This is a genomic window from Variovorax sp. Soil_C_39 (assembly GCF_057656815.1).
Genome location: NZ_JBDGJQ010000007.1, coordinates 200,400 through 227,394, shown reverse-complemented (window position 1 = coordinate 227,394; position 26,995 = coordinate 200,400). Strand labels below are relative to the sequence as shown.

Annotated in this window: 21 protein-coding genes and 1 pseudogene; 8 read left to right on the top strand and 14 right to left on the bottom strand. The window is 70.9% G+C overall.

All coding sequences use genetic code 11. From position 1 onward, the window contains the following. Positions 1-49 precede the first annotated feature (49 nt). Both AC3A6J_RS19330 and AC3A6J_RS19325 read left to right on the top strand, forming a co-directional pair. The gene (locus AC3A6J_RS19330) at positions 50-727 is read left to right on the top strand and encodes an OmpA family protein (protein WP_487861594.1); all 678 of its coding nucleotides are present in this window, start codon (positions 50-52) and stop codon (positions 725-727) included. After that, positions 720-1,370 carry a DUF2894 domain-containing protein gene (locus tag AC3A6J_RS19325; protein WP_487861593.1) on the top strand — a complete coding sequence of 217 codons (651 nt, stop codon included), beginning with the start codon at positions 720-722 and terminating at the stop codon, positions 1,368-1,370. Before AC3A6J_RS19330 ends, AC3A6J_RS19325 begins: the two co-directional genes overlap by 8 nt. Here the strand turns inward: AC3A6J_RS19325 and AC3A6J_RS19320 are convergent. Genes AC3A6J_RS19320 through AC3A6J_RS19300 form a run of 5 tightly spaced genes read right to left on the bottom strand, consistent with a single transcriptional unit; the run spans position 1,367 to position 4,590 of the window. After that, the gene (locus AC3A6J_RS19320; RefSeq protein ID WP_487861592.1) at positions 1,367-1,675 is read right to left on the bottom strand and encodes a chaperone modulator CbpM; all 309 of its coding nucleotides are present in this window, start codon (positions 1,673-1,675) and stop codon (positions 1,367-1,369) included. The genes AC3A6J_RS19325 and AC3A6J_RS19320 overlap by 4 nt on opposite strands. Before the next feature lie 2 nt (positions 1,676-1,677). Further along, complete coding sequence (locus AC3A6J_RS19315) at positions 1,678-2,640, bottom strand: DnaJ C-terminal domain-containing protein (protein WP_487861591.1); 963 nt, start codon at positions 2,638-2,640, stop codon at positions 1,678-1,680. A 39-nt stretch (positions 2,641-2,679) separates the two neighbouring features. Continuing rightward, complete coding sequence (locus AC3A6J_RS19310; RefSeq protein WP_487861590.1) at positions 2,680-3,339, bottom strand: histidine phosphatase family protein; 660 nt, start codon at positions 3,337-3,339, stop codon at positions 2,680-2,682. A 14-nt stretch (positions 3,340-3,353) separates the two neighbouring features. Next, the gene (locus AC3A6J_RS19305) at positions 3,354-3,926 is read right to left on the bottom strand and encodes a glutathione S-transferase family protein (RefSeq protein ID WP_487861660.1); all 573 of its coding nucleotides are present in this window, start codon (positions 3,924-3,926) and stop codon (positions 3,354-3,356) included. A 25-nt stretch (positions 3,927-3,951) separates the two neighbouring features. Beyond that, positions 3,952-4,590: a CDP-alcohol phosphatidyltransferase family protein gene (locus AC3A6J_RS19300; RefSeq protein ID WP_487861589.1), complete on the bottom strand. Its 639-nt coding sequence runs from the start codon at positions 4,588-4,590 to the stop codon at positions 3,952-3,954. A 197-nt stretch (positions 4,591-4,787) separates the two neighbouring features. Here AC3A6J_RS19300 and bla point away from each other — a divergent pair, with 197 nt between their 5' ends. Beyond that, complete coding sequence (bla, locus tag AC3A6J_RS19295) at positions 4,788-5,693, top strand: class A beta-lactamase (RefSeq protein WP_487861588.1); 906 nt, start codon at positions 4,788-4,790, stop codon at positions 5,691-5,693. 6 nt (positions 5,694-5,699) lie between these two features. Here the strand turns inward: bla and AC3A6J_RS19290 are convergent, their stop codons facing one another. The 6 genes from AC3A6J_RS19290 to AC3A6J_RS19265 form a co-directional block, all read right to left on the bottom strand. Further along, positions 5,700-7,004 carry a UDP-N-acetylglucosamine 1-carboxyvinyltransferase gene (locus AC3A6J_RS19290; protein WP_487861587.1) on the bottom strand — a complete coding sequence of 435 codons (1,305 nt, stop codon included), beginning with the start codon at positions 7,002-7,004 and terminating at the stop codon, positions 5,700-5,702. Between the two features lie 27 nt (positions 7,005-7,031). After that, positions 7,032-7,466, bottom strand: coding sequence for a helix-turn-helix domain-containing protein (locus AC3A6J_RS19285; RefSeq protein ID WP_487861586.1), 435 nt, complete (start codon positions 7,464-7,466; stop codon positions 7,032-7,034). Between the two features lie 70 nt (positions 7,467-7,536). Continuing rightward, the gene (trhA, locus tag AC3A6J_RS19280; RefSeq protein WP_487861585.1) at positions 7,537-8,157 is read right to left on the bottom strand and encodes a PAQR family membrane homeostasis protein TrhA; all 621 of its coding nucleotides are present in this window, start codon (positions 8,155-8,157) and stop codon (positions 7,537-7,539) included. A 111-nt stretch (positions 8,158-8,268) separates the two neighbouring features. Beyond that, on the bottom strand, positions 8,269-9,687 hold the full coding sequence (locus AC3A6J_RS19275; RefSeq protein ID WP_487861584.1) for a GTPase/DUF3482 domain-containing protein: 1,419 nt from the start codon (positions 9,685-9,687) through the stop codon (positions 8,269-8,271). Further along, the gene (locus tag AC3A6J_RS19270) at positions 9,684-11,075 is read right to left on the bottom strand and encodes a DUF2868 domain-containing protein (RefSeq protein WP_487861583.1); all 1,392 of its coding nucleotides are present in this window, start codon (positions 11,073-11,075) and stop codon (positions 9,684-9,686) included. The genes AC3A6J_RS19275 and AC3A6J_RS19270 overlap by 4 nt, the downstream gene beginning before the upstream one ends. Positions 11,076-11,415: 340 nt before the next feature. Next, positions 11,416-12,018, bottom strand: coding sequence for a TetR/AcrR family transcriptional regulator (locus AC3A6J_RS19265; protein WP_487861582.1), 603 nt, complete (start codon positions 12,016-12,018; stop codon positions 11,416-11,418). A gap of 86 nt (positions 12,019-12,104) precedes the next feature. On the opposite strand from AC3A6J_RS19265, the gene AC3A6J_RS19260 reads away from it, so the two are divergent. Further along, positions 12,105-12,533 carry a VOC family protein gene (locus tag AC3A6J_RS19260; RefSeq protein WP_487861581.1) on the top strand — a complete coding sequence of 143 codons (429 nt, stop codon included), beginning with the start codon at positions 12,105-12,107 and terminating at the stop codon, positions 12,531-12,533. 22 nt (positions 12,534-12,555) lie between these two features. On the opposite strand, the gene AC3A6J_RS19255 is transcribed toward AC3A6J_RS19260, so the two are convergent. After that, positions 12,556-14,421: an ABC transporter ATP-binding protein gene (locus AC3A6J_RS19255; protein ID WP_487861580.1), complete on the bottom strand. Its 1,866-nt coding sequence runs from the start codon at positions 14,419-14,421 to the stop codon at positions 12,556-12,558. 225 nt (positions 14,422-14,646) lie between these two features. On the opposite strand from AC3A6J_RS19255, the gene AC3A6J_RS19250 reads away from it, so the two are divergent. From AC3A6J_RS19250 to AC3A6J_RS19235, 4 genes are all read left to right on the top strand, one after another. Further along, positions 14,647-14,865, top strand: a complete 219-nt coding sequence (locus AC3A6J_RS19250) for a hypothetical protein (RefSeq protein ID WP_487861579.1) — start codon at positions 14,647-14,649, stop codon at positions 14,863-14,865. A gap of 25 nt (positions 14,866-14,890) precedes the next feature. Further along, on the top strand, positions 14,891-23,134 hold the full coding sequence (locus AC3A6J_RS19245; protein ID WP_487861578.1) for a glycoside hydrolase family 94 protein: 8,244 nt from the start codon (positions 14,891-14,893) through the stop codon (positions 23,132-23,134). 62 nt (positions 23,135-23,196) lie between these two features. Beyond that, positions 23,197-24,009 carry a DODA-type extradiol aromatic ring-opening family dioxygenase gene (locus AC3A6J_RS19240; protein ID WP_487861577.1) on the top strand — a complete coding sequence of 271 codons (813 nt, stop codon included), beginning with the start codon at positions 23,197-23,199 and terminating at the stop codon, positions 24,007-24,009. Positions 24,010-24,053: 44 nt separating this feature from the next. Then, complete coding sequence (locus AC3A6J_RS19235) at positions 24,054-24,938, top strand: alpha/beta fold hydrolase (RefSeq protein ID WP_487861576.1); 885 nt, start codon at positions 24,054-24,056, stop codon at positions 24,936-24,938. 6 nt (positions 24,939-24,944) lie between these two features. Here the strand turns inward: AC3A6J_RS19235 and AC3A6J_RS19230 are convergent. Both AC3A6J_RS19230 and AC3A6J_RS19225 read right to left on the bottom strand, forming a co-directional pair. Further along, a pseudogene (locus tag AC3A6J_RS19230) lies at positions 24,945-25,948 on the bottom strand (Bug family tripartite tricarboxylate transporter substrate binding protein). A gap of 11 nt (positions 25,949-25,959) precedes the next feature. After that, on the bottom strand, positions 25,960-26,964 hold the full coding sequence (locus AC3A6J_RS19225; protein ID WP_487861575.1) for a Bug family tripartite tricarboxylate transporter substrate binding protein: 1,005 nt from the start codon (positions 26,962-26,964) through the stop codon (positions 25,960-25,962). Positions 26,965-26,995: the final 31 nt, after the last annotated feature.

The window sequence follows — 26,995 nt, the reverse complement described above, 5'->3', positions numbered from 1 at the left end:
AAGCTCGCTCCCGCTTGGCGGGAAGGCGCGCAGCGCCAAGGGTGCACCAGTGAACGACGAGATCGACATCGACGCGGGCGTGGAGCCGGGCGTTCCGGTCTGGGCGGTGTTCGGCGACCTGATGGCTGGGCTGGTCGGCGCCTTCGTGCTGATCCTCGTCGGTGCGCTGGGCATGCAGCTCGACCTGGCCGCGAAGCTGCAGGCCGAGGTGCAGCAGCGCCAGGCCGAGACCCAGCGCCGCGAGGCGCTCGAGCAGGCGCTCGCGGGGCCGCTGGCTGCCGGCCGCGTGACGCTGCGCGACGGCCGCATCGGCATCAGCGGCAGCGTGCTGTTCGCCTTCAATTCCGCCGAGCTGCAGCCCGAGGGGCGGCAGGTGCTCGAGAGCCTCGCCGGGCCGATGGCGGCCTACCTGCGCGCGCGCGATGAAGTGCTGATGGTCAGCGGCTTCACGGACGACCGGCAGATGCGCGCGCCGCGCGACGGCAACCGGCCGTTCGCCGACAACTGGGAGCTCTCGGCGCAGCGCGCGCTCACGGTGACGCGCGCGCTGATCGACGAAGGCGTGCCCTCGGATGCGGTGTTCGCGGCCGCGTTCGGCGCGGAGCAGCCGGTGGCCTCCAATGCCGATGCCGAAGGGCGCTCGAAGAACCGGCGCGTGGAGATGGCGCCGACGCCGAGGCACAAGCCCGGCGCTGCCGCCCATGCCGATGCCCGGCCCCGTGAGTAGCGCTGGAGCGATCGACGCCGCGGCCACGCTCGCGGCCTGGCGCGAGCGTGGTGCGCATCGGCGCGACCCCGTGCGCTTTCGCCTGATCGAGGCGATGGCGCGGCGCACGGCCGGGCACCAGGGCGAGGCGCGGCGGCTGCTCGATGCGCGGCTGGCCGTGCTGATCGATGCCTATGGCCGTGCGCTCGACGAGGCGCCGGCACCGGCGGCGGATGCTGCACCGCCTGCGCGCAGCGGGCTCGCAGAACTGCTCGAGCACATCGCGCGCCATGCGCCGACACCCGATGTCGCCGCGCCCGGTGGCATGGCGCTGGCGGCGTCGGGCTCCGCGCCCGAGCTCAAGGGCGTGCGCTTCTTCAACCGCACCTGGACGCGCCTGCGTGCCGAACGCCGCATCACGCAGTCGCTCGCGCGGGTGCCCGAGAACGCGGGCCCGCTCAACTCGCACCAACTCGTGCACCGCGCGCTGGTGCTCATGCACGAACTCTCGCCCGACTACCTCAACCGCTTCATGGCGCATGTCGATGGGCTGCTGTGGCTCGAGCAACTGCAGGGCCGTGCGGCGCCGCCTGCCGCGAGCGCGGCGAAGGCCGAGGCCCAGCCTCCGTCAAAGCCCACCCCCAGGAAGCGCCCGAAGTCCTAGCCCACCCCGTGCGCGCGCAGCACCGCCTTGAGCCGCCGCACTTCGTGCTGCAGGTCGAGGATCAGCGCGGCGGCATCGAGGCCCACGCCGAAGTCGCGCTCGAGCCGGCGCGCCTCGAGCGCGCATTGCAGGTCGCTGCTCGAAAAGCGCCACTGCTCGGGCGGCTCGGCCGCGGCGATCTGGACGATGCCGACTTCGACGAGTTGCACCACCCATTCGGTGTCGGCGCCACAGGCATGCGCGAGCTCGCTCGCGGCGAGCGGATGCGAAGTGCCCACGGCCGTGGTCACGGTTACTGTCGCCATGCTCAAACTCCCAGGTGCTGGCGTGGGTTGAACGTTGCCGAGGCCTGCGCGAGCTGCTCGTAGGCGCGGCGCACGGCCGGTTCGCCGGCCGGCGGCAGCGCGATGTCGAGCAGCAGGTACAGGTCGCCGGGCTGCTTGCCGCCGAGCCCGCGGCCCTTGAGCCGCAGCTTCAGGCCGCCGCGCGCGTTGGGCGGCACCGTCACCTCGACCGCGCCCCCGGCGGGCACCGGCACCTTCACCTGCGCGCCGAGCGCCGCCTCGGTGGGCGTGACGGGCAGCGTCATGTAGATGTCGCGCTCCTCGACGCGGTAGAGCGGATGCGGCGCAATGCGCACTTCGAGGTACAGGTCGCCCGCCGGCTCGCCGCCGTGCCCTGGCATGCCCTGGCCCGCGAGCCGGATGAACTGCCCGGGACGCATGCCGGGCGGGATCTTCACGCTCAGCGTGCGCGTGTCGAACACGGGGCGGCCCGCGGCGTCGAGCTTCTGCGACCGCAGCGTGATCTCGCGCTCGGCACCCTGGATCGCGTCCTCGAGCGCGATCTCGATCGCTGCATGGTGGTCTTCGCCTCGTGCCCGGTGGTTGCGCCGGGCCGCGCCGCGGCGTTCGGCCTCGCCGAACAGCGACGAGAAGAACTCGCTGAATTCTGCGTGGTCGGCCGGTCCGGCGTTCGGGCCGCGGTGGAACTCGAAGCCGGTGTCCCAGTCCGGCGGCGGCTGGAAGCCAGGCCCGGCCTGTCCGCCGCGCGCCACACGGTCGGCCAGTGCGTCGTAGGCCGCGCGCTTTTCCTTGTCGCGCAGCACGTCGTTGGCCTCGTTGATGTCGCGCATGCGCTGCTCGGCGTCGGCTTCCTTGCTGACGTCGGGGTGGTACTTGCGCGCGAGCTTGCGGTAGGCCTTGCGCACCTCTTCGTCGGAAGCGGTGCGCTCGATGCCCAGGGCGCTGTAGTAGTCCTTGAATTCCATGGTTGTGGTGGGTTGCCCGACGGTGCACAGCCCGGCGCGTCAGGCCAGGGCCGAATCCCCGTCGGCCTGCCGCAACAGCGGCGTTATCGTCCATGTAGGGCCGCTCTTCGAAAAACGCAATGGCTGCGCGTTGCCGAGCAGGCCCAGGTCCATCGGCACCCCGAGCAGCGCCGCGAGCGCATAGAGCGAACCGCCGTGCGCCACCACCAGCACCGGCGCCGGCTGCGCCAGCGCGGCATCGAGCGCGAGCCGCTTGCGCGCCACGAACTGCGCCAGGGTTTCGCCGCCCGCGGGTTCGCAGGCCCAGTCGATGTCGACCGACGAGGTGCCGATCAGCGCGCCGAAGTTCCGCTCGCGCAGCCCCTCCTGGAGGGTGGGCTCGATCCGCAGCACCGCCGCCACGGCATGCGCCGTGTCGTGCGCGCGCCGCGCATCGCTGCAGACGATGGTGCGGATCGGTTCGCCCGCGAGCAACTGCGCGGCGCGCGCCGCCTGTTGCAGGCCGAGTTCGCTGAGCGGCTCGTCCACCGCCTGGAAGATGCGCTGCGCATTGCGGCCGGTCTGGCCGTGGCGCAGGAAGTAGAAATGGTCGCAGGCCGGCGCGAGCGGCTGTTCGGCCGCGATGCGGGCCAGCTGCTCGAGGCCGGGCGACGTGGCGTGGGTGGTGGAAGGGGGCGAAGAAGAGGCGTGGGTCTGCATGAAAGGATTCTGGCTCAGCCAAATGACAGGCCCTTGGGCCGCGCCTGCAGGCGTGCGACGTAGGCGTCGATCTTCGGCCGGTTCGAACGGCTGCCGAAGGCGCGCTGCCAGATGAACATCGAGCCGATCATCACGTCGGCGGCGGTGAACTGCGCACCGAACAGGTAGGGGCCGTTGCCCAGCTCGCGCTCCACCACGTCCTTGGCTTGCTCGAAATCGGTCCAGCCGCGCGCAGCGTGATGTTGCAGGCCGAGCAGGCTATCCCCCATCGCGGGCTCGAGCTGTGCGGTCGAGTAGGCCATCAGCGACAGGTAGCGGCCGCGCTCGGGCGAGCCCACGGGCGGTGCGAGCCGGGCGTGCGGAAACTTCTCGGCCACGTACATGCAGATCGCCGCGTTTTCGAAGAGGCGCGTGCGGCCATCGACGAGCGCCGGCAGCTTGCCCGCCGGGTTGATCTTCAGGTAGTCGGGTTTCTTGTGCGCGCCGTCACGGATGAGCGTGGGCACGATCTCGTAAGCGGCGCCGGCCTCGTCGAGCATCCATTTGGCGATCTGTGCGCGGCTTTGCGGATCGAAATACAGCTTCATGGTCACAAGGCGTCTCCGATGGAAGTCAGAACTTGGGAATCCTCAGGGTCTTGCTGATCATCAAGGTGCCCGAGAGCGCGAACAGCAGCGTGAGCGGATGCAGTTGCCACGGCCCCAGCACCCAGGCGCCGCCCCAGACTGCATCGCCGATGCGGCCCTGCCAGGCCGCCAGCGCGAGCACGCCGACCAGCACCACGCTGGTGGGAATGGGCGTGCCCTCGAAGTACTTGACCTTGTCCGCGCCTTCGGAGAGCGCCTCGGCCGTGACGTTGTAGCGCGCGAGGCGACTCACGCCGCAGCCGACGAAGTAGATCAGCAGCAGGCAGTCCCAGACGCCGTCCAGGCCCGCGGCAAAAGCGAGCGCAGCGGGGGCCACGCCGAAGGAGATCACGTCGGCCAGCGAGTCGAGTTCGCGACCGAGCGCCGAATGGGTCTGCCGCCAGCGCGCGATGCGGCCGTCGAACACGTCGAAAACAAAGGCCGCCGGGGCCAGCGCGGCGGCCCAGTAGAACTGCGTGAGCGACTGGCTCGCCATGAAGGCCATCGCGAGGAAGACTGCACCCACGCCGCAGGCTGCGTTGCCGAGCGTGAAGACATCGGCCAGGTGGAAGCCGCGGATCATCGAGAAATGCCTGCGGACCGGTGCAGCGGGGGGAGGGGTCATGGGGAGCTCCGGAGTCGGCGAATGGCACGAACCTTAACGCAAGCCGCGTGGTCCGCCTGTAGTCGCGCGCCGACGCGTCCGGCCCGGCGTTACAGCCGATACACCCGGGACGCGGCCGCGCCGCCGGGCGCTGGAGCCGGCGCGGCTGCGCTCCTACGATGCCCTTCGTTCCATCCACTCGTCTGAAACCCAAGCACATGACTTCTTCGATTTTCTTCACTCAGCGTCGCACATTCCTGCTCGCCGCCTCCGCGCTGCCGCTTGCGAGCGCCTGCACCGCCGGGCTCGCGAAGCGCCCGGGCGCGCGCGCGGCCGAAGCCGAGGCCGCGCTCGCGGCGCTCGAGGCATCGGTGGGCGCGCGGCTCGGCGTGGCCGCATTCGACACCGGCACCGGCGCCCGCGTGAGCCACCGCGCCACCGAACGCTTCCCGATGTGCAGCACCTTCAAGACGGTGCTGGCCGCGGCCATCCTTGCACGCAGTACGCGCGAGCCGGCGCTGCTGGCGCGCCATGTGCGCTACGCCCGCAGCGACCTGCAGCCCCATTCGCCGATCACCGGCAAGCATCTGGACCAGGGCATGAGCGTGGCCGCGCTCTGCGCCGCGACCGTCCAGTACAGCGACAACGCCGCGGCCAACCTGCTGATGACGATCCTCGGCGGGCCCTCCGCGGTGACCGCCTATGCGCGATCCATCGGCGACACCACCTTCAGGCTCGACCGCTGGGAGGTCGAGCTCAACACGGCGATTCCGGGCGACCCGCGCGACACGACCACGCCCGAGGCCATGGCCGCGAGCGTCGAGCGGCTGGTGCTGGGCGATGCGCTCGGCGCCGCCGAGCGCCGCCAGCTGCAGGAATGGCTGCTCGGCAACACCACCAGCGCCACGCGCATGCGTGCTGGCGTGCCGGCGGACTGGAAGGTGGGCGACAAGACCGGTGGCGGCGATTACGGCACCAACAACGACGTCGGCGTGCTGTGGCCGCCGGCCGGTGCGCCGCTGGTGGTGGCGATCTATCTCACCTTCCCGGCCAAGGACGCGCCGGTGCGCAACGACGTCGTCGCCTCGGCGGTGCGCATCGCGGTGAACGCGCTGCGCGGCTGAGGCTCGCTAGTCTTCACTTGTCCATTCGACCTGCACGCCCAAGCTGCGCAGGTTCTCCGCAAAGCGCGGATGGGCGCGGCGGATCGGCGTGGCGTTGCGGATCTCGGAGCGGCCCTCGATGCTGGCCGCCACCATCAGGAGCGCGATCGCCACGCGGATGATGTAGGGGCTCTCGACCACGGCCGGCGTGAGCGGGCTGCCGCCGAAGGTGATGAGCCGGTGCGGGTCGGACGAGAACACGTGCGCGCCGAACTTCGAGAGCTCGCCGGTCCAGCCCAGCGCGCCGTCGTACACCTTGTTCCAGAACATCGCGTTGCCCTGCGCGCGCACGCCCAGCGCGATGAAGATCGGCAGCAGGTCGACCGGAAAGTAGGGCCAGGGCGCGGCCTCCACCTTGGTAAGCACGTTGCTCGTGAAGGGCGTCTGCACCTTGAGCGGCCCGTTGGTGCTGGCGCGCGACCAGCCGTCCTCGTGCGTGACGGTGACGCCGAACTTGGCGAAGGTGCGGTCGATCAGCGGAAAGTTGGCCGGCGCGCTGTTGCGCACCACCACGTCGCCGCCCGTGATCGCGCCGAGCGCGAGGAAGGTGGTGATCTCGTGGAAGTCCTCGTCGAAGCGGAACTCGCCGCCGCCGAGCGCCACGCCGCCGTGCACCGTGAGCCGCGAAGTGCCGATGCCGTCGATGCGCACGCCCAGCATCGTCATGAAGCGGCAGAACTCCTGCACGTGCGGCTCGGACGCGGCATTGGTGAGGGTGGAGACCCCGTCGGCCGCGGCCGCGCAGAGCACGAAGTTCTCGGTGGTCGTCACCGAGGCGTAGTCGAGCCAGTGCGCCACGGGCCTGAGCCGCTCGCCGTTGCTGCGCACGAGCAGCGAGCCGCTCGCACGTTCCACCTCGCCGCCGAAGTGGCGGAACACCTCGACGTGCGGATCGATCTCGCGCACGCCCAGTGTGCAGCCCTTGACGTTGTCTTCGAGGCGCGCCACGCCGAAGCGCGCGAGCAGCGGCGGCACCAGCATGATCGACGAGCGCATCTCCTCGGGCAGCCGGTCGCGCGCAGGGTCGAACGTCGTGTCGCGGTGGTGCAGTTCGAGCGTGCCCGTGGCGTGGTCCATCTGCGCGTCGCTGCCGAGGCTGCGGAAGATGTCGAGGATCTTGCGCACGTCGGTGATGTCGGGCACGCCATAGAGGCGCAGCGGCTCGCGCGTGAGCAGCGTGGCGCAGAGCACCGGCAGCACGGCGTTCTTGTTGGCGGAAGGCGTGATGCGGCCCCGAAGCGGCGTGCCGCCGTGCACGATGAGGTTGGACATGGGAAGAGGAAAGGAGAGAGGGAAAGCTCAGGCCGCTTCGAGCTGCTGCGCGGCTTCGCGCGGGCTCAGCCCGCGCACCGAGGCCAGGCCTTCTAGCTGGGCCTTGCGCGGACGTGCCTTGCCCTGTTCCCACTTGTAGATGGTCTGCCCCGTCACCCCCACCAGCTTGCCGTAGGCGGCGGCCGAGAGCCCGAGCTTCTCGCGATGCGAGGCCAGGCGGCTGGCACTGAAGCGCCGCGGCGGGGCGGAATCGGCTTCGTCGTCGGCCGGGGCCGCGGCGCGCGCGCTTCCCTTGGCGGTGCGGCGCAGTTCCTTCTCGAGCTGGTCGACCTGCCGGCGCAGTGCGGCGATCGAGGCACGGTGCAGGGTGGACGCTTTTCTGAGCGCCTCGACCTCGGTGCGCACTTCCTTGCGGGCGACGCGGGTGATCTCGGCTTTCAGGATGGAGGCAATATTTGGCATGGTGCGCATTTTGCACATCCGCGAAGGCACTCTGACCGCACGCCGTGCGGTAACGGTCGCTTACAGCTTCTCAGAGCACGAACCAGCCGACCGCGACGAAGTGGCTCGCGGTGCCGCCGAGCACGAACAGGTGCCAGGCGCCATGGGCATGCCGGAAGCCGCGGCGATTGCGATAGAACACCGTGCCCACGGTGTAGAGCACGCCGCCCGCCAGCAGCCATGCCAGGCCGCCGCCGTCGAGCCGTGCGGCCAGCGGCGCTGCCGCGAGCACGCCGAGCCACCCCATGCCGAGGTAGAGCGACAGCGGCGGCTTCGAGGACGTGTCGCCGGCCTGCCGGAGTTCGCGCGCAATGCCGAACACCGCCGCGCCCCATGCGGCGGCGAGCAGCAGCCAGCCCCAGGGGCCCCGCAGCGTGACGAGCGCGAACGGCGTGTAGGTGCCCGCGATCAGCAGGTAGATGGCGCAGTGGTCGGCACGCTCCCAGAACCGCTTCAGCTTCCCGCGCGTGCTGTGGAACAGCGTCGAGGCCGCGTACAGCGCCACCGCCGAGAGCGAAAACACCAGCGCGCCCGCAATGCGCGCGGCATCGCCGGTGGGCAGTGTCTTGGCCAGCAGCAGCGCCGTGGCCGGCAGCGCGAGCAGCAGGCCCAGCAGATGGCTGTAGCCGTTGAGCCTTTCGCCGGGGTACATCGCGACAGCGCAGTCCTGGTGAGGTCGGGTGGAGGAGGGGCCTGCCGATGCTAGGCAGGCCGCGTGACCGCACGGTGACTGTGCCGCGGCGGTGCTGCGGTGCGGCCGCGCTCAGGCCTCGAACGCGCCGTGCAGCGCCTGCGCGATCTCCGCCACCAGCGCGTCGCGCTGCGGCGCCGGGCGCCAGAAGGCGCGTGTCGCCACGCCCTTGGTCTCCCATTCGGGATGGCTGCGCGCGGGCCGCGCCGCGCGCACCGCCGCGGCGGTGGCGCGCGTGGCCGTGCCGTCTTCGGTGCCGGGTGCTGCGGCCGCGATGCGGTCGGTGGCCGCATGGCCACGCTGCTCGAGCGCGTGCGTGAGCTTCAGTTGCCAGGCCACCACCGCGAACAGCACACCGTCCTCGACCGTGAGCTCGTGCAGGTCGCGCAGCCGGTTCGCCAGCTTGCGGCCGAGCGGCCCCCAGCCCTGCGACACCGCGCCGCCGATGGCGCCGCCCATCGCGGCGCCCGCGCCGAGCGAGATGCCGGCCACCGCGAGGTCGGCCACCACGCCCACCGCCGCACCGATCACGGCGCCCTTGCCGAGCCGCAGGCCGGCCTCCTTCATGGCTTCGGGGCTGAAGAAGTCGAGCGACCAGCGGCCTTCCACCAGCGGCAGCGGCGCCTCGCTCGCATCGTCCTGCCGAAAGCCGAACAGCGCGAGCAGGTCGTCGGTGCAGTGCTGTGCCTTGTCGAATACCTCTTTCTGCAGGGCCGCGACGATCGTCTTGCGCCGTTGCAGGTCGGCGAACTCGTGCGCCGGCACCGTGCGGCGCAGCGCGGCCGCGTCGACCAGCCACTGCGCGATGCGCGTGCAGGCCGCATCACGGCGCTCGGCGGCCTCGGCCGCGAGCGAATCGACCACGGCGCGCAGCAGCTCGCGCCGGTCGCGCAGCAGCGTGGCAAGGTCGTTGTAGAGCTCGCGTTCGGCGCCCACGAAGGGCGCCGCGGCATCGAAGCGCACCTGCACGTGCAGGCCATAGGCCGAGAGCAGCTCCTTCCAGGCCGCCTCGCGGCTCGCCGCATCCCGCACGAAGTTCAGCACCGGCAGCACCGGCCGCGCACAGGCGTTGAGCAGCTCGATCTCGTCGCGGAACTTGGGCAGCACCGCCTCGCGCACGTCGATCACCAGGAACGCGGCATCGATGTCGAGCATGGTGCGCAGCACCTTGGCCTCTTGTTCGAACACGCCGTGCGCTTCGGGGCCCTGCAGGAACTGGCGGATGCGTTCGGGCGGCGTGGCCTTGGTGTCGTAGCCCGCGAGGTGCTCGCGCAGCGCCACCGCGTCCTCGAGGCCCGGCGTGTCCAGGAAGCGCACCGCGGGCCGGCCGTTCACCTCGAGATCGACCGACTCGACATGGCGCGTGGTGCCGGGCCGCTGCGACACCTCGCCAAAGCCGGCGCGCCGCGTCAGCGTGCGCAGCAGCGAGGTCTTGCCGGCATTGGTGTGGCCGACCACGGCAATGCGGATGGGTGGGGCTTCGTTCGTCATGTCGTCGCGGCCAGCGCCTGCAGTGCGTCATCGAGGCGCGGCGTGGCCGCGACCCGCGGTGCGAGGCCGGTCTCGGCGAGCCAGTCGGTCCAGCGCTCGACGGGCCCCGCGCCGGCCAGCCAGAGCCGGCACTCGCCGCAATGGGCCAACAGTTCGCGCACGAAGCGCTCGGTGCCGCGGTCGGGGCTCGAGGCGGCATGGCACACCAGCAGCACGGCGCGCGGATGCGCCTGCGCGAGCAGGTCGAGCACTTCGCGGCGCGCGGGCGCGCTGCCGTCGATGCGCCGCACCTCGGCGGCGGCCGGCAGGCCTTCGGGCGACCATGCCATGTCGGGCGGCAGTTCGAAGCCGAGCACGAAGAGCGCGTCGTCATGCCATTCGGAAGGCGCGAGGCCCGCGGGCACCGCACCGCGCGCATGCCCCGGGTCGGCATCGACGATCGTGGGCGGCACCAGCGCCGCCAGGCGGTCCGCCAGCCTGCGGTAGTAGGGCGTGTGCCAATCCGGCTGCAATGCGCTGCGGCGGCGCCGCCACACCAGGGCGCTCAGCAGTACCAATGCGACGCGCGGCAGCAGTCCGTAGACCACGATGCAGCCGGTGAGCCATAGCGCCCAACTGCGCTGGCCCGAGGCGCCGGCCACGGGAGAGAGAACGGTCGCGGCTTCGGGCACCGGAAAGCCGATCTGCGCCGGCGCCCAGCCCAGCAGCTGTACGGCGCGCACGAAGAACGCAGGGTCGAGGATGGTGGTTTCCCAGCTCAGCGTGTAGCTGCGGAACGCCAGCGCGAACAGCAGCGCGGCAAGCACCACGGCGAACGAGAGCGCCCAGATGCCATGGCTGACCAGCCCGAAGGCCCAGGGCAGCAGCCGGGCGCGCGCGAGCAGGTCGGTGGCCGAGCGCACCAGCAGCGGCGCCTGGCCGCGGCGCCCGCCCGCGACGCGCGCAGTGAGCGACAGCCAGAGCGACCCGAGCGATGCGCCATTGAAGACGCCCGCCGGCAGCCACAGCCCCACGAGCCAGAGCAGCAGCGTGAGCGCATGCAGCCCCAACAGGCTGGCGAGCGCGACGATGACGTTGATGTGCCGCTCACCGCTGCCGACCACGTTGCCGGCCAGCCCGAGCCCGGCGATGACGATGAGCGCCACGAGCCCGAGCAGCACCCAGGGTGCCCACTGGCGCGCGCGCGTCAGTTCGGCCGAGAGCCCGATGCGTTCGCCAAGCGAAAGCGCTCGGGCAGTGATCTGCGCGTGGCGGTCGGTGTTGGGGGAAGAAAGGGCGATGCGCATGGCTTGCGCATCGTCGAGCGGACCTTGCTGTTCGGTCCAGCGGATCGCTTCGGTGACGACCGCATCGGTAAAAACTGGTTCGCGCAATGCGGTGTTGGTCAACAGGGTCCCTTCGCTCTTTGGCCCTGCAAATTATGCCAACGCCCGGTAGCGACATGACTCGAGGCCGCCGCCTCGCGCTGAAGGAGGCACCACCGGCGGCCCGCAAGCCGGGTCCGCGGTGTGCCGATGACCGGTCAGCGCAGGCCGAAGAACGAAAGCACAGCGACCACGACCACGACCAGACCGACGATATAGATGATGGAATTCACGCGAGGACTCCTCTTTGTTGACGACAGCGCCAGCATCGCGCCCAGGGTGGCGCGGGGCTGTCGGCAAGAGACGGCCTGTGCTGTAGGACTCGCCAAGGGCCGGGCGAGCGCCAGTGCCGCGGCGCGCCGCCTCAGGCGCGCCGCTTGCGCGGCGCGGGTGCGGGCAGCGCCCGCTCCAGCAGCCACAGCATGGCCGAGCGCACCTCGGCCGCATCGGCACCGCCATCGATCTCGAGTGCGGCGCGGTCGAAGGCGGCCGACAGCAGGCGCGCGCGCGCATCGAGCGGCACCTCTGCCTTGCCGGTCTGCAGCTGCGCCAGCCCTTCGCGCAGCGAGGCCGCCGACGTCGCATCGTCGATCGCCGTGATCTCCTCGCGGCCCAGCACCGCGGGGCCGTCGATCAGCAGCAGCCGGGTGCGGCCCGGCGCGGTCATCGCGTCGAGGTAGGCCTTGCTGCCTTCGAGCAGCGCATCGCGCGGGGCGAGCGGCGCCGGCGCGGCGGCTTCGATGCAGGCGGCCACGGCTTCGGCCTCGCGTACCAGCACCTGGCGGAACAGGTCGCGCTTGTCGGCGAAGTGGTGGTAAAGCGCGCCGCGCGTGATGCCGGCGGCCTCTGCGATCTCGGGCGTGGAGGTGTCGCCGTAGCCCTTGCTGACGAAGAGGGCGCGCGCGGCGTCGATCAACGCCAGTCGGGTGGTTTCGGTGCGTTCGCGGTTGGTGCGGGGTGTGGCCATGACGTTCCAGGTCATTTACATACAGACTGTCTGTAGATAAGATTCAACTTACATGCAGTTTGTATGTTAATTGAAAGGAACCAGCCATGAAAGTGACGAGCTACTACCCGGTGATCATGACCCGCGATGTCGCGCAGACCGCGGCCTTCTATCAGGCGCATTTCGGCTTCGTGCCGCTGTTCACGAGCGACTGGTACGTGCACCTGCAGCTGGAGGGCGGGCCTGCGGTCAACCTCGCGGTGCTCGACGGCCGCCACGAGACGATCCCCGAAGCGGCGCGCGGGCAGGTGGTGGGCGGGCTGCTGCTCAATTTCGAGGTCGACGACCCCGATGCGGCGCACGACCGGCTTGCCGCGGCCGGGCTGCCGATCCTGCTGCCGCTGCGCGACGAGGCCTTCGGACAGCGCCACTTCATCACGCGCGACCCGAACGGCGTGCTGATCGACATCATCAAGCCGATTCCGCCGAGCGCGGAATTCGCGGCCCAGTACGAGGCGGGCGCGCTGCCGGGCTGAGAAGCCGTGAACTGAAGCCCGCTCAGGCGCGCAGCGCCTCCTCGGCCTCGCCCTCGTCGAGGTCCTCGCCGAGGAAACCGCCGCTCTGGTGCGCCCACAGGCGCGCATAGAGCCCGCCCTTGGCCATCAGCGTGCGGTGGTCGCCTTCTTCCACCACGCGGCCTTCGTCGAGCACCACGAGCCGGTCCATGGCCGCGATGGTCGAGAGCCGGTGCGCGATCGCGATCACGGTCTTGCCCTCCATCAGCCGGTAGAGGCTCTGCTGGATGGCGGCCTCGACCTCGGAGTCGAGCGCGCTCGTGGCCTCGTCGAGCAAAAGGATCGGCGCGTCCTTCAGCATCACGCGCGCAATGGCCACGCGCTGGCGCTGGCCGCCCGAGAGCTTCACGCCGCGCTCGCCGACGTGCGCGTCGTAGCCGTGGCGGCCGTGTGCATCGCCGAGCGTCTGGATGAAATCGTGCGCCTCGGCGCGGCGCGCGGCGGCCTCGATCTCTTCGCGTGTGGCGTCGGGGCGGCCGTAGGCGATGTTGTCGGCCACCGAGCGGTGCAGCAGCGAGGTGTCCTGCGTGACCATGCCGATGTGGGTGCGCAGCGAATCCTGCGTCACCTGAGCGATGTCCTGCCCGTCGATCAGGATGCGGCCGCTTTCGAGGTCATGGAAGCGCAGCAGCAGGTTCACCAGCGTCGACTTGCCCGCGCCCGAGCGGCCGACCAGGCCGATCTTCTCGCCGGGGCGCACCACCAGGTTCAAGTCGTCGATCACGCGGCGGCCGGCGTCGGCATAGCGGAAGCTCGCATGCGCGAAGCGCACTTCGCCGCGCGGTACCTCGAGCACGCCGGCGCCCGGCGCGTCGAGCACGGTGCGCGCGCGCGACAGCGTCTTCATGCCGTCCTGCACCGTGCCGATGTTCTCGAACAGGCTGGTCATCTCCCACATGATCCAGTGCGACATGCCCTGCAGGCGCAGCGCCATCGCGGTGGCCGCCGCCACGGCGCCGACGCCGACCGTGCCCTGCGACCAGAGCCACAGCGCCATGCCCGCCATGCCGGCGGTGAGGCCCATGCTGAGCGCGTGGTTGACGATCTCGAACGCGCTCACGAGCCGCATCTGGCCGTAGCCGGTGTGCATGAAGTCGCGCATGGCGTCGCGCGCAAAGCCGGCCTCGCGCTGCGTGTGCGAGAACAGCTTGACGGTCGCGATGTTGGTGTAGGCATCGGTGATGCGGCCGGTCATGAGCGCGCGCGCATCGGCCTGCGCCTTGCCGATCTTGCCGAGTCGCGGCACGAAATACGCGAGCGAGGCCGCATACAGCACGAGCCAGACGACGAAGGGCAGCACCAGCTGCAGGTCGAGCACGCTCACCAGCACGACGATGGTCACGATGTACACACCCATTGCCACCACCACGTCGGCCAGCACGAACACCGTGTCGCGCACGGCAAGCGCGGTCTGCATCACCTTGGCGGTGATGCGGCCCGCGAATTCGTCCTGGTAGAAGGCCATGCTCTGGCCCAGCATCAGGCGGTGGAAGTTCCAGCGCAGCCGCATCGGCAGGTTGATCGCCAGCGTCTGGTGCTTCACGATGGTCTGCAGCGCCACCACGCCGATGCTGATCGCGAGCAGCGCACCGAGCCAGCCCAGCGTGTTCCCGCGGTCGTCCCAGAGCCGCGACGGCTCCTGGCCGCCGAGCCAGTCGACCACGCGCCCGAGAACCCCGAACAGCAGCGCCTCGAACCCCGACATGAGCGCCGTGAGCGCTGCCATCGCGGCGATCTTGAGGCGCACGCCCCGGGTGCAGGCCCAGAGAAAGGCGAAGAATCCGGTCGGCGGCAGAGCGGGTTCGGCGGCGGGGTAGGGATGAATCAGTTTTTCAAAGAAACGGAACAAGACGGGGGATCTCCAGCGGAATCGAGCCCCGGACTCTAGCCGGGACGGCTTTTCCCTGCCCCGGAAAGGTGCGTTCCGACAGCTTCGAGCGTCTTTCCTACGCAGGTGCGCCCGCAATAGCAACCCGTAAGGTCAATTAAAAGAGTAGGGTCGGGAATACCCCAAGATTCTCGCTATATCCCGCATTCGCGCGGCGGCCCGAGTCGTATTCAGGAGCCCGTTGCCATGTCCACCCCCCAATCACTCACCCGTTCACAGATCGATTTCGTTCATGGCGACTTCGAAGCCCTGGCCTCCCACATGCGCCATTGCGCGCGTGCCCACGGCCCGTGGTTCTCGATGCAAAGCCACATGCAGCGCGCCCGTGCGCTGGCTGCGGGCCGGATCGTCACGCTGGCCTGCGTCGTAGCCGCGCTCGGCATCGTCCTGTTCGCCTTCGCTTGAGGGCGGCCGCGTCGAGGGTGCTCTCGTGAGCGCCGCTTTCGTCGTTGACCGGCTCGCCAACCTGAGTGCCTACGCGCGCGCGCTGCTGCTCGCGCCGCACGATCCGGTGGCGCCCCCGATCCGGGCCGAACTCTTCGGCACACAGCGCTTCGAGCAGCACGGCCACAGCCTGGCGCGCGCCCAGCCGGTCGAGGCCGACCCGCGCCGCGCGCGCGAGGGCGCGCCGTTTTTCCCGCGGGTGGACGAAAACCTCGAATCGCTGCGCCAGGCGTTCGACTACATCGCGCTCATTTCGCAAAGCGGGCGCTACGTGTCGCCTGCGGCCGAATGGCTGCTCGACAACTTCCACCTGGTCGAAGCGCAGCTGCAGCAGATCCACGAAGGCGTGCCGCGCAGCTACTACGCGCGCCTGCCCAAGCTCGCCACGCCGCCGCTCGCGGGCCTGCCGCGCGTATATGGCATTGCGTGGGCTTACGTGGCACACACCGACAGCGTGCTCAACAACACGCTGTTCACGGCCTTTCTCAACGCCTACCAGGACATCGACGAGCTCACGCTCGGCGAACTCTGGGCGCTGCCCACCACGCTGCGCGTGGTGTTGCTCGAGAACCTGCGCCGCGTGGCCGAAAGCATCGCCGAGAACAAGGTGGCGCGCGAGATCGCGCATGCCGTCTGGGACGCGGCGCCGCATCTGTCGGCGCAAGACCTCGACACGCTGTACCGCGCATTGCAGAGCCACGACCTGCAGGACGCCTACCTCACGCAGCTGTGGCAGCGCCTGCCGGTGGAGCAGGGCGAGGCCATGCCCGCGCTCGTGCGCTGGACCGAACTGCATTGCCCCAACGGGCCCGCGCTGATCGGCGAAGCGCACAACGCGCAGGCCGCGGCCAACCTCACGGTCGGCAACATCATCACCACGCTGCGCATGATCGGCCAGGTCGAGTGGAGCGACCTGATCGAACCCGTCAGCCGTTCGCTGCGCGTGCTGCGCGGCCTGCCGAGCTTTGCCGACGAAAGCGAGCGCACGCGCCAGCAGATCACGCATGCGATGGAGCGGGTCGCGCACGACAGCGGCCGCTCCGAGCGCGAAGTGGCCGAGGCCGTGGTTCGGCTCGCGGCCGCTGCCGCAGCAGCCGGCGCCGATCCTGCCGACCAGGGCGATCGCGCCGATGGCACGGCCGGCTACCACCTTTTCGGCCAGGGCCGCGCCGTGCTGGTCGCGGCGCTGCAGGCCAACGCGGCGGCGAGCGGCATCGGCCGTCCGGCGAGGACGGCCCGGCCGCCGCAAAGCCGCAGCGGCTGGCGCCTGCCGGCCTATGTGCTGTTCGTCGTGCTGGGCACCGTGGGGCTGCTGGCGAGCGTGGCGCACGGCCTGCCGCCGCCGCGCGGCTGGACCACCATCGCCGCGATGGCGCTGCTGGCCTGGCCGCTTTCCGAGGCGCTGATCGCGCTGGCGCAGCGCATCATGGCCGAGTCGGTGCGCGTGCAGGCATTGCCGCGCCTCGACTTCGCGGCCGGCATTCCCGAGAAGCACCGCACGCTCGTCGTCATTCCCACGCTGTTGAGCTCGCCCGCGAACAACGCGCAGCTCGCCCATCGGCTCGAACTGCACTGGCTCGCGAACCGCGAGGCGCATGCGCAGTTCGCGTTGCTGACCGACTGGGCCGATGCGGCGCACGCCTCGCTGCCGCAGGACGCGCCGCTGCTGGCCGATGCCAACCGGCGCATCGACGCGCTCAATGCGAAATATCCGCCGCCCGCCGGCATGGCCGCGCGCTTCCTGCTGCTGCACCGGCCGCGCAGCTGGAGCGGCACCGAAGCACGCTGGATGGGCTGGGAACGCAAGCGCGGCAAGCTCGAGATGCTGGTGCGCCTGCTGGCCGTCGGCGACGCCAGTGGCTTTCTGCCGCTGGCGCCGGGCCAGCAACTGGCCGCCGGGCGAACGCCCTACGTGCTCACGCTCGACAGCGACACCGGCCTGCCGCCGGGCGTGCTGCGTGACCTGGTGTCGATCGCGGCCCATCCGCTGAACGCGCCCGAGGTCGACCCGCAGAGCCGGCGCGTGGTCGCGGGCTTCGGCATCCTGCAGCCGCGCATCGTGACGCCGTTTCCCAAGCGCAGCGAACGCTCGTTCTTCCACTGGATGTTTGCCGGGCAATGCGGGCTCGACCCGTACGGCAGCGGCGCGTCCGACATCTACCAGGACGTGTTCGGCAGCGGGTCCTTCACCGGCAAGGGCCTGCTGAACGTGCGCGCGGTGCATGCCGCGCTCGACAACCGCCTGCCCGACGGCGCGGTGCTGAGCCACGACCTGCTCGAGGGCAGCGTCGCGCGCTGCGCCATGGTGAGCGACGTGGTGCTGATCGAGGACCATCCGCACCATGCCGGCGTGGCCGCCTCGCGCGTGCACCGCTGGGTGCGCGGCGACTGGCAACTGCTGCCGTTGATCTGGCGCGCCGGGCGCTTCGGCATCGATGCGCTCGGGCTCTGGAAGATGGGCGACAACCTGCGCCGCTCGCTGGTGGTGCCTGCCTCGTTCGCGCTGCTGGTTCTGGTGATCTTCACTGAGGCGATGCCGCTGGCATGGGCGATCGCCGCGGTCGCCTCGGCGCTCACGCTCGGGCCGCTGCTCGGCGCACTGGCCGGGCTGGTGCCCACGCGCCGCGCCATCGAGCTGCGCCATTTCTTCGACGTCGGCGCGGTCGAGCTGCTGCGCGCCATGGCCGGCGCAGCCTGGCAGTTCGTGCAGCTGGCGGCACAGTCGCGCCTGCTGCTCGATGCGATCTTTCTCGCGACATGGCGGCTCACCGTGAGCCGCAGGCACCTGCTCCAGTGGACCACGACAGCCCAGGCTGAGGCCCAGTCCAGCCAGCGGCTGCCGCCGTTCCTGCGCAATGCGGCGCTCGCCAGCGTGCTCTGCCTGGTGCTGGCCGTGGCCGCGGCGCGCTGGAGCGCCTACCCGGTGGCAGGGCCGCTGCTGTTCCTCGTCTGGGCGCTGGCGCCATTCGCCGCCTGGTGGGGCAGCCGCGTCGCCGCGAAGGCACCCGACCCGTTGAGCGCCGAACAGCGCAGCTATCTCGAAAAGCTCGCGCACGACACCTGGCGCTTCTTCGAACACGTGGTCGGTCCGGACGACAACCACCTGCCGCCCGACAACCTGCAGCTCGAGCCGCAGCCGACCATTGCCCACCGCACATCGCCGACCAACATCGGCATGTACCTGCTGGCCACCTGCTGTGCGCGCGAGTTCGGCTGGATTGACACCCCGGCGCTGCTTGCGCGGCTCGCGGCCACGCTCGACACCGTGGACCGCATGCAGAAGCACCGCGGCCATCTCTTCAACTGGTACGACACCCAGACGCTGCGGCCGCTGCCGCCCGACTACGTCTCCAGTGTGGACAGCGGCAACCTCGCCGGCCACCTGGTGGCCGTGGCCGAGGCCTGCCGTGCCTTCGCTGTGGAAGCGGGCTGCCAGCGCCCTGAGCAGACGGCGCTGCACGCGCTGGCACGGCGCTGCGACGCGCTGCACACCGGCATGGACTTCAGCGGCCTGTACGACCCGAAGCGCCACCTGTTCCACATCGGCCTGCGCGTCGAGGAGAACATGCTCGACGCGAGCTACTACGACCTGCTGGCCTCCGAGTCGCGGCTGTTGAGCTTCCTTGCGATCGCCAAAGGCGATGTGCCCCGGCGCCACTGGACGGCGCTCGGCCGGCCGTTCCTGCTGGTGGGGTTCCAGCCCGGGCTCAAGTCGTGGTCGGGCTCGATGTTCGAGTACCTCATGCCCGCGCTCGTGATGTCCGAGCCCGCCGACGGCCTGCTGCAGGTGGCCAACAGCGCGGCCATCGCCGAGCAGCAGGCCTTCGGCCGGTCGCTCGACCTGCCGTGGGGCGTTTCGGAGTCGGCCTATTTCGGGCAGGACCATTCGCTCGCCTACCAGTACTCGCCGTTCGGCGTGCCGCGCCTGGCGCTGCGCCGCACGCCGCCCACCGACCGCGTGGTGGCGCCCTATGCCAGCGCCATGGCGGCCGTACTGGCCCCGGCCGCCGCGGTGGCCAACCTCGAACGGCTCGAAGCCATGGGCGCGCGCGGCGAGTTCGGCTTTCACGACGCGGTCGACTTCACCGCCTCGCGCCAGGCCAAGGGCGAGGCGTTCACCGTGGTGCGCAACTTCATGGCGCACCACCAGGGCATGTCGCTGGTCGCGCTGTGCCACGTGCTGCGCGCCGAGGCGCCGCGCCGCTGGTTCGCAAGCGCCGCGCTGGTGCAGGCGCACGAATCGCTGCTGCATGAGCGCACGCCGCGGCAGATCATCGGCAGCGCCGACCCGCGCACGCCGCCCGAGCCGAGCGTGGCCGAGCTCGCGCCGCTGTTCCAGCCGCGCACGGTCAACCCGATGGTGCCTGGCTTCCAGCCCACGCACCTGCTGTCGAATGGGCGCTACACCGTGGCGCTGCGCGCCAATGGCGCGGGCGTCAGCCGCTGGCACGCGTTCAACGTGACCCGCTGGCGCGACGACCCGCTGCGCGACAGCCACGGCACCTTCTTCTATCTGCGCGACATCGAAACGGGGCAGACGCCATCCGACCTCGTCTCGCTCACCGCGCTGCCGGCGCCGGGCGCCGGCTGGACCTACCGCACCCGCTTTCTCGCCGAACAGGTGCAGTTCGATGCCTCGAGCGACGGCCTGCAGGTGCGCACCACGGTGCTGATCAGCCCCGAAGACGACACCGAGCTGCGCAACATCACGCTGCACAACACAGGCAGCGTGACCCGCACGCTCGAGCTCGTCTCGTACTTCGAGCCCGTGCTGTCCTACCCCAAGGCCGACGAGGCGCATCCGGCCTTTGCCAACCTGTTCGTCGAATCGCACTGGGAACCGGCCTGGCGCGCGCTGCTGCTCACGCGCAAGCCGCGGCTGCACGGCGACCCGGTGGTGGCCGCCGCGCACTTTCTTGCCTCGGTCGACGCCCACGTGCTGTCGGTCGACTGCATGACGGACCGGCGCGCCTTCATCGGCCGCAACCGCTCGCTCGCGAGTCCCGCGCTCGATGCCCAGCCACTGGCGGCCGACGGCACGCCGGTGAACGGCCTCGACCCCATCGCCTGCCTGCGCGTGCGCCTGTCGATCGCGGCGGGCGCGACCGCGCGCCTGAGCTTCGCGACCGCCGCCGACAAGAGCGTCGAAGCGCTGATGCCGAGCATCGACCGCTACCTGGAGCCGATGCACGTCGAGCGCGCCACGCGCATGGCCGCCACGCTGGCGCAGGTGCGGCTGCGCGACCTGCGCATCGCGCCCGCGCAGACCTTCGCCCTGCAGGACCTGACGACCATCCTCACCTACACCACGCCGCGCGCGACCACGAACCGCGGCGTCGTCGACCTGCGGCAGCTCTGGCGCTTCGGCATCTCGGGCGACAAACCCATCGTGCTGGTCGCGATCCACTCGATGATCGGCCTGGGGCTGGTCAACGCGCTGCTGCGCGCGCAGCCGTGGTGGGGCTTTGGCGGCGTGGCCTGCGACCTGGTGGTGCTCAACGGCGAGCCCAACGCCTACCTGATGCCGCTGCAGCGCGAGATCGAGGCCCTGCGCCAGCGCGTCGCGCACCAGACCGAGAACAGCTTTCCGCGCAACGACACGGCCGGCTTCTACCTGCTGCGCGAGCAGGAGGTGTCCGCCTCGGAAAAGGCCGCGCTGTCGAAGCTGGCACGCGTGGTGTTCACCGCCGACGGACGCTCGCTCGAAACGCAGGTGGCGGCGCTGCACGAAGCCGCAGCCGAGACGCCGGCGGCAGCGCCGCGTGCCGCGCTCCTGGCCCGTCCCGCGGTAGAGCGGTCCGCGCAGGCCGCGGCCGACGAAGCAGCGCCCGCCGGAAGCTTCGACGCCGAGAGCGGCGAGTACCGCTTCGACGTCGATGCGGCGCACCGCACACCGCGCCCCTGGATCAACGTGATCGCGAATGCCGCGTTCGGCTTCCAGGTGTCCGAATGGGGCACCGGCTTCACCTGGGCCGGCAACAGCCGCATGCACCAGGTCACGCCCTGGTCGAACGACCCGGTGCAGGACCCGGCCTTCGAGCACTACCTGCTGCAGGACATCGCCTCCGGCGTGCTGCTGCCGCTCACGCCCGCCGGGCAGGGCGCGTCGGCGCCGGACGACGGCAGCGAGGTGCGCCACCACGTGCGCCATGGCCAGGGCTACACGGTGTTCGAATGCCGGCAGCAGGCGCTGGCCCTCGAGACCACCTTCTTCGCGGACCGCGACGAGCCGGTCAAGCTGGTGCATGTGCGCGTGCACAACCAGGGCACCGGCACGCGGCGGCTGCGCGCGCTCGGCATGGTCGAGTGGCAGTTGGGCGCTGCACGCGGCGAACGGCGGACTGTGCATTGCTGGAAGCCCGAAGACCAGGGCGCGGTGTTTGGCCAGCAGCGCGAGGCGAGCGCCGGCTTTGGCGGCAGCACGGCCTTCCTGCTGCTCGCGGGCCTGCCGGGCGCCACCGAGTGGACCTGCGACCGCAGCGAGTTCTTCGCCGGGCGCGGCATCGTCGAAGTGCCCGACGCGCTGGCGCAGCGCGCCGGTGGCGGGCTCGACGCGTGTGCGGCCATCGGCGGCGAGTTCGTCGTCGGGGCGGGCGAGAGCGCCAGCTTCACTTTCGTGCTGGGCCACGCCGGCGACGCTGATGCCGCGTTGGCGCTGGCCCGCCGCTGGCGCGAGCGCGACGTGCCCGAAGCCCTGGCAAAGGTGCGCGGCTTCTGGGACGAGCTGCTGGGCCGCCTGCAGGTGCGCACGCCCGACCCGCTGTTCGACGCCATGGTCAACCGCTGGCTCATCTACCAGACCCTGGCCTGCCGGCTCTGGTCGAAGGCCGGCTTCTACCAGGCCGGTGGCGCCTTCGGCTTTCGCGACCAGCTGCAGGACGCCATGGCCTTTGCGCTCACCGATCCGTCGCGGCTGCGCGAGCAGATCCTGGTCAATGCGGCGCGCCAGTTTCCCGAAGGCGACGTGCAGCACTGGTGGCACATGCCCGGCGGTGCCGGCGTGCGCACGCATTTCTCGGACGACCTGCTGTGGCTGCCCTTTGCGACCGCGCACTACGTCGAGGTGACCGGCGACAAGGCGCTGCTCGACCACGCCGTGGGCTTCATTGAAGGCCCCGCGATTCCCGATGGCGCCGAAGACGCCTATTACGCGCCGCAGTACAGCGGCCGCATGGCGAGCGTGTTCGAGCACGGCGCGCTGGCCATCGACCGCAGCCTGGCCACCGGCGTGCATGGCCTGCCGCTGATGGGCACCGGCGACTGGAACGACGGCATGAACCGCGTCGGCCATGAAGGCCGCGGCGAATCGGTCTGGCTGGCGTGGTTCCTGTGCAGCGTCGTCGCGCAGTTCGCGCCGATCGCGCAGGGCCGCGGCGAGCACGCGCGCGCCGCGCGCTGGAACGAGGCGCGCCGCGGCTGGATCGTCGCGCTGCACGATGCCGGATGGGACGGCGCCTGGTTCCGCCGCGCCTTCTTCGACAACGGCGCGCCGCTCGGTTCGTCGGCCAACGACGAGTGCCGCATCGACCTGATCGCGCAGGCCTGGTCGGTGCTCTCGGGCGCCTCGGACGAGGCCCACACCGTGCCGGCCATGGCCGCCGTCCGGCGGCACCTTCTCGACGAGCCCGCCGGCCTGCTGCGCCTGCTGACCCCGCCCTTCGCCCAGGCGAGCGACAACCCCGGCTACATCCAGGCCTACCCGCCCGGTGTGCGCGAGAACGGCGGCCAGTATTCGCACGGGGCCGTCTGGGCGCTGATGGCCCAGGCGCTGCAGGGCGACCACGAGGCGGCATGGCAGAGCTTCGAGGGCCTGAGCCCGGCGCACCGCGCGGTGCACCCCGAGCGCGGGCCCGCCTACGAACTGGAGCCCTACGTGATGGCCGGCGACATCTACGGCGCCGCGCCGTATGTCGGCCGCGGCGGCTGGAGCTGGTACACCGGCTCGGCCGCATGGCTGCACCGCGCCGCCGTCGAAACGCTGCTGGGCCTCAGCGTCAAGGGGCGCCTGCTGTCGCTGACGCCGCGCGTGCCCGCGCACTGGCCGGGCTTCGAGATCGCGCTGCGGCTCGGCGCACGGCGCCTGGCGCTGCAATGGGGAACGCCCGGCGATGCCGCCACGCCCACGCACCACGCCGCCGCCGGGGAATGGATCGACTGGCAGGCGCTGCCGGCCGACGCCGTGCTGCGGGTCGAAGGGTTTCCCGTGGAGAAACAGAGTGGTGCGCCTTAGGGCGCGCTCGGGCTTCGGAAATGTCTACAGTCGATGCCATGCCTGAACCAAGGAGCATCGACATGACCCGCCTTCCCACCTATTTCATCTCGCACGGCGGCGGCCCCTGGCCCTGGATGAGGAAGGAGATGGGCGGCACCTACGACCAGCTTGCCGCCGCCCTCGCCGACATGCCGCGCCAGATCGGCCGCACGCCCGCGGCCGTGCTCATGGTGTCGGCGCATTGGGAGGCGCCGGTCTTCATGGTGCAGGGCAACCCGCGCCCGCCGATGGTCTACGACTACGGCGGCTTCCCGGCCCACACCTACCAGGTGCGCTACGACGCGCCCGGTTCGCCCGCGCTCGCCGAGCGGGTCGCAGCGCTGCTCGGTGCGGCCGGGCTGCCCGTGGCCATCGACCCCCAGCGCGGCTTCGACCACGGCATGTTCTCGCCGATGGCCGCGATGATTCCCGACGCCAGCGTGCCTGTGGTGCAGCTGTCGCTGAAGCGCGGCCTCGATGCCGCCGAGCACCTCGCGCTCGGCCGCTCGATCGCGCCGCTGCGCGACGAGAACGTGCTCATCGTCGGCAGCGGCCTGAGCTATCACAACCTGCGCAACTTCGGGCCGCAGGCGCATGGCGTCTCGAAGGACTTCGGCGACTGGCTCGATCACACGGCCGTGGATTCGGCGCCCGCCGAACGCGTGCTGCGCCTGCACCAATGGGCCTCTGCGCCGTCGGCGCGCATGGCGCATCCGCGCGAGGAGCACCTGATCCCGCTGATGGTCGCGGTGGGCGCGGCCGAGCAGGAGCCCGGCGAGCGCATTTACCACGAGGAGGACTTCATGGGCGGGCTCGTGGTGTCGAGCTATCGCTTCGGCGCTGCGGCGGGCTGAGAAGCCGCGGACGAACGGGCAGCGCGCCTTGGCAAAATCGGGCGATGCCTTCTTCCCCGATTCCCGATCCTTCCGCCGAGCGCGCGGCCCGCGCCACCATCGACCGCATCGCCGCGCTTGGCACGCGGCATGACGTAGAGCACGGCGGCGTGCGCGTCTGCTGGCGCCGCTTCGGCGATGCCGCCGAAAGCGGCAAGCCGCCGCTCGTCTTGCTGCACGGCGGCCACGGCAGCTGGATGCACTGGCTGCGCAACGTCGAGGCGCTGTCGGCCGGCCGCACGCTGTGGCTGCCCGACATGCCGGGCTTCAACGATTCCGATGCGCCGTCACCCGCGGTGCCCGGCGGCGACCCGCTCGGTCCGCTGCTCGATGCGCTCGGCGGCTCGCTCGACCAGCTGATCGGCGCGGACACGCCCATCGATCTCGGCGGTTTCTCGTTCGGCGGCCTCACCGCCGCGCGCTTTGCGGTGCGGCGTGGTGCCATCCGGCGCCTGCTGCTCGTGGGCAGCGGCGGCCACGGGACGCTCCGGCGCATGGCCGTGCAAATGATCAACTGGCGCGTCGCGGCGGGCCGCGACGCGGAACGTGCCGCGCTGCTGCACAACCTCGGCGCGCTGATGCTGCACGACAACGCGGCCATCGATGCGCTCGCCTTCGAGATCCACGACATCGCCTGCCACGGCACGCGCTTTCGCAGCAAGGACGTGTCGCAAGCCGGCGGGCTGCAGGCCGCGCTCGACGCGATCGGCGGGCCGCAGCTGCTGCTCTGGGGTGAATACGACGTGACTGCCGATCCGCGGCCGCTCGTGGCGCAGCTGGTCGCCGGGCACGCCGAGCGCGAAGGGGCGGTGATCGATGGGGCGGGGCATTGGGCGCAGTACGAGCGCGCCGATGCGTTCAACCGACGCGTGCTCGACTTCCTGCGCTGAACCTCGTCATTGCTTCGCCAACCCCAGCCGCTTGATCGTCGCCCCCCACTGCACATACGTCGCGCGCGTCAGCTCGGCCAGTTGCTGCGGCGTCGACGACTCGGCCTCGTAGGCGCCCTGGCGGAAGAAGTCGCGCGTGGCGGGCATGGCGAGCACCTGCGCGAGCGCCGCGTTGAGCCTGGCGACCACGGGCGCGGGCATGCGCGCGGGGCCGTAGAAGCCGAGCCAGCTCGGCATGTCGACGCCGCTCACGCCTTGCTCGCCCATCGTCGGCACGCCAGGCAACAGCGGGCTGGACTGGGGCGCTGCGACGGCGAGCATGCGGACCTTGCCGGTGGCGGTGTTCTGGATCGCGTTGGGCGCGGCATCGAAGTAGAAGTGCACGCGGCCCGCGAGAAAATCCTTCGCGGCGTCGGCGCCGCCCTTGTAGGGCACATGCACCACGTCGAGTCCGGCCTGCTGGGCAAAGGCCTCGCCGTAGATGTGCGACGAGGTGCCGGTGCCGAACGAGGCGTAGGCGATCTTGCCGGGGTTGGCCTTGATGTAGGCGATGAGCTCCTGCACGTTGCGTGCGGGCACGCTCGCATGCACGGTGAGCACCAGCGGCCCGCGCGCGCCGAGCGAGATCGGCGCAAGGTCCTTGAACGGGTCGTAGCGCACCTGCGCGAGCGTCTGAGGGTTCTGCGCCACCACGGAAGAGGGCGCATACATCAGGGTGTAGCCGTCGGGCGCGGCGCGATCACCTCTTCGGTGGCGAGGATGAAGCTCGCGCCGGGCCGGTTCTCGACGATGACGGGCGTCTGCAGCACCTCGGCGAGCTTGATGGCGACGAAGCGCGCCTGCGCATCGGAAGCGCCGCCGGCCGCGAGGCCGAGCACGATGCGGACGGTGCGGCCCTTGTCGGGAAAGGCGGGCGCGTCGGCTGCGCGAACCGACATCGACGGCAGCGCAGCGAGCGGCAGCAGCGCGAGCGAAGCGGCGAGTCGGCGCCGGCGCGAAGAAGAATGCATGGTGCCGTCCGTCATTGCTTGGCCAGCCCGACCTGCTGGACCATCGCGCCCCAGCGCTCGTAGGTCGAGCGCGTGATGCCGGCGAATTCCTCGGGCGTCGAGCCGCCGGCCTCGTAGCCGCCGGTGCGGTAGAACGCCTGCACCTGCGGCATGGCGAGCACCTTGGCGAGTGCGGCGTTGAGCGTGGCGACCACGGCCGGCGGCATGCGCGCCGGTCCGTAGAAGCCGAGCCAGCTCGGCAGGTCGAGGCCGGCGTAGCCCTGCTCGGTGAAGGTCGGCACCTCGGGCAGCGCGGAAATGCGCGCGTTCGCGGCCACGGCGAGGATCTTCACCTTGCCCGTGGCCGAAGTGATGATGGCCGAGGAGGCGGAGTCGAACATGTACTGCACGCGCCCGCCGATCAGGTCCTTGGCCGCGTCGGAGCCGCCCTTGTACGGGATGTGCACCGCGTCGATGCCGGTCTTCTGCACGAAGGCCTCGCCGTAGATGTGCGACGAGGTGCCCGCACCGAACGAGGCGTAGCTCACCTGGCCCGGACGGCCCTTCACCCAGGCGACGAGTTCCTTCACGTTCGAGGCCGGCACCGTGGTGCTCACCGACAGCACCAGCGGCCCGCGCCCGCCCATCGAGATGGCGGTGAAGTCCTTGAACGGGTCGTAGGGCACCTGGGCGAAGGTGTGGGGGTTCTGCGCCATGGTGGACGAGGGCGCGTAGAGCAGCGTGTGGCCATCGGGCAGGGCGCGCGCCACCTCGCTGGCGGCAAGCATGGTGCTGGCGCCGGGGCGGTTGTCGACGATCACGCCGGTGCCGAGCACTTCGCCGAGCTTCTGCGCCACGATCCGCGCCTGCGCGTCGGTGCCGCCGCCGGCCGTGAAGCCGACCACGATCCGGATCGGCTTGCCGCGTGCGGGAAAGCCCTGCGCTTCCTGCGCGAAGGCGCGCGGCGCCAACCCCAGCAGGGCCGCGGCGCCCAGCGCCGAGCTGAACGCGCGGCGGGTGCCTGGAAGTTTGTTCATCTATGTCTCCGTTGGTTTTCGGCGCGTATAT

Coding starts and splice junctions, on each gene's coding strand:
- AC3A6J_RS19320 (WP_487861592.1), bottom strand. CDS start 1,675: ATGGCGACAGTAACCGTGACCACGGCCGTGGGCACTTCGCATCCGCTC.
- AC3A6J_RS19315 (WP_487861591.1), bottom strand. CDS start 2,640: ATGGAATTCAAGGACTACTACAGCGCCCTGGGCATCGAGCGCACCGCT.
- AC3A6J_RS19310 (WP_487861590.1), bottom strand. CDS start 3,339: ATGCAGACCCACGCCTCTTCTTCGCCCCCTTCCACCACCCACGCCACG.
- AC3A6J_RS19305 (WP_487861660.1), bottom strand. CDS start 3,926: ATGAAGCTGTATTTCGATCCGCAAAGCCGCGCACAGATCGCCAAATGG.
- AC3A6J_RS19300 (WP_487861589.1), bottom strand. CDS start 4,590: ATGACCCCTCCCCCCGCTGCACCGGTCCGCAGGCATTTCTCGATGATC.
- bla (WP_487861588.1), top strand. CDS start 4,788: ATGACTTCTTCGATTTTCTTCACTCAGCGTCGCACATTCCTGCTCGCC.
- AC3A6J_RS19290 (WP_487861587.1), bottom strand. CDS start 7,004: ATGTCCAACCTCATCGTGCACGGCGGCACGCCGCTTCGGGGCCGCATC.
- AC3A6J_RS19285 (WP_487861586.1), bottom strand. CDS start 7,466: ATGCCAAATATTGCCTCCATCCTGAAAGCCGAGATCACCCGCGTCGCC.
- trhA (WP_487861585.1), bottom strand. CDS start 8,157: ATGTACCCCGGCGAAAGGCTCAACGGCTACAGCCATCTGCTGGGCCTG.
- AC3A6J_RS19275 (WP_487861584.1), bottom strand. CDS start 9,687: ATGACGAACGAAGCCCCACCCATCCGCATTGCCGTGGTCGGCCACACC.
- AC3A6J_RS19265 (WP_487861582.1), bottom strand. CDS start 12,018: ATGGCCACACCCCGCACCAACCGCGAACGCACCGAAACCACCCGACTG.
- AC3A6J_RS19260 (WP_487861581.1), top strand. CDS start 12,105: ATGAAAGTGACGAGCTACTACCCGGTGATCATGACCCGCGATGTCGCG.
- AC3A6J_RS19250 (WP_487861579.1), top strand. CDS start 14,647: ATGTCCACCCCCCAATCACTCACCCGTTCACAGATCGATTTCGTTCAT.
- AC3A6J_RS19240 (WP_487861577.1), top strand. CDS start 23,197: ATGACCCGCCTTCCCACCTATTTCATCTCGCACGGCGGCGGCCCCTGG.
- AC3A6J_RS19235 (WP_487861576.1), top strand. CDS start 24,054: ATGCCTTCTTCCCCGATTCCCGATCCTTCCGCCGAGCGCGCGGCCCGC.
- AC3A6J_RS19225 (WP_487861575.1), bottom strand. CDS start 26,964: ATGAACAAACTTCCAGGCACCCGCCGCGCGTTCAGCTCGGCGCTGGGC.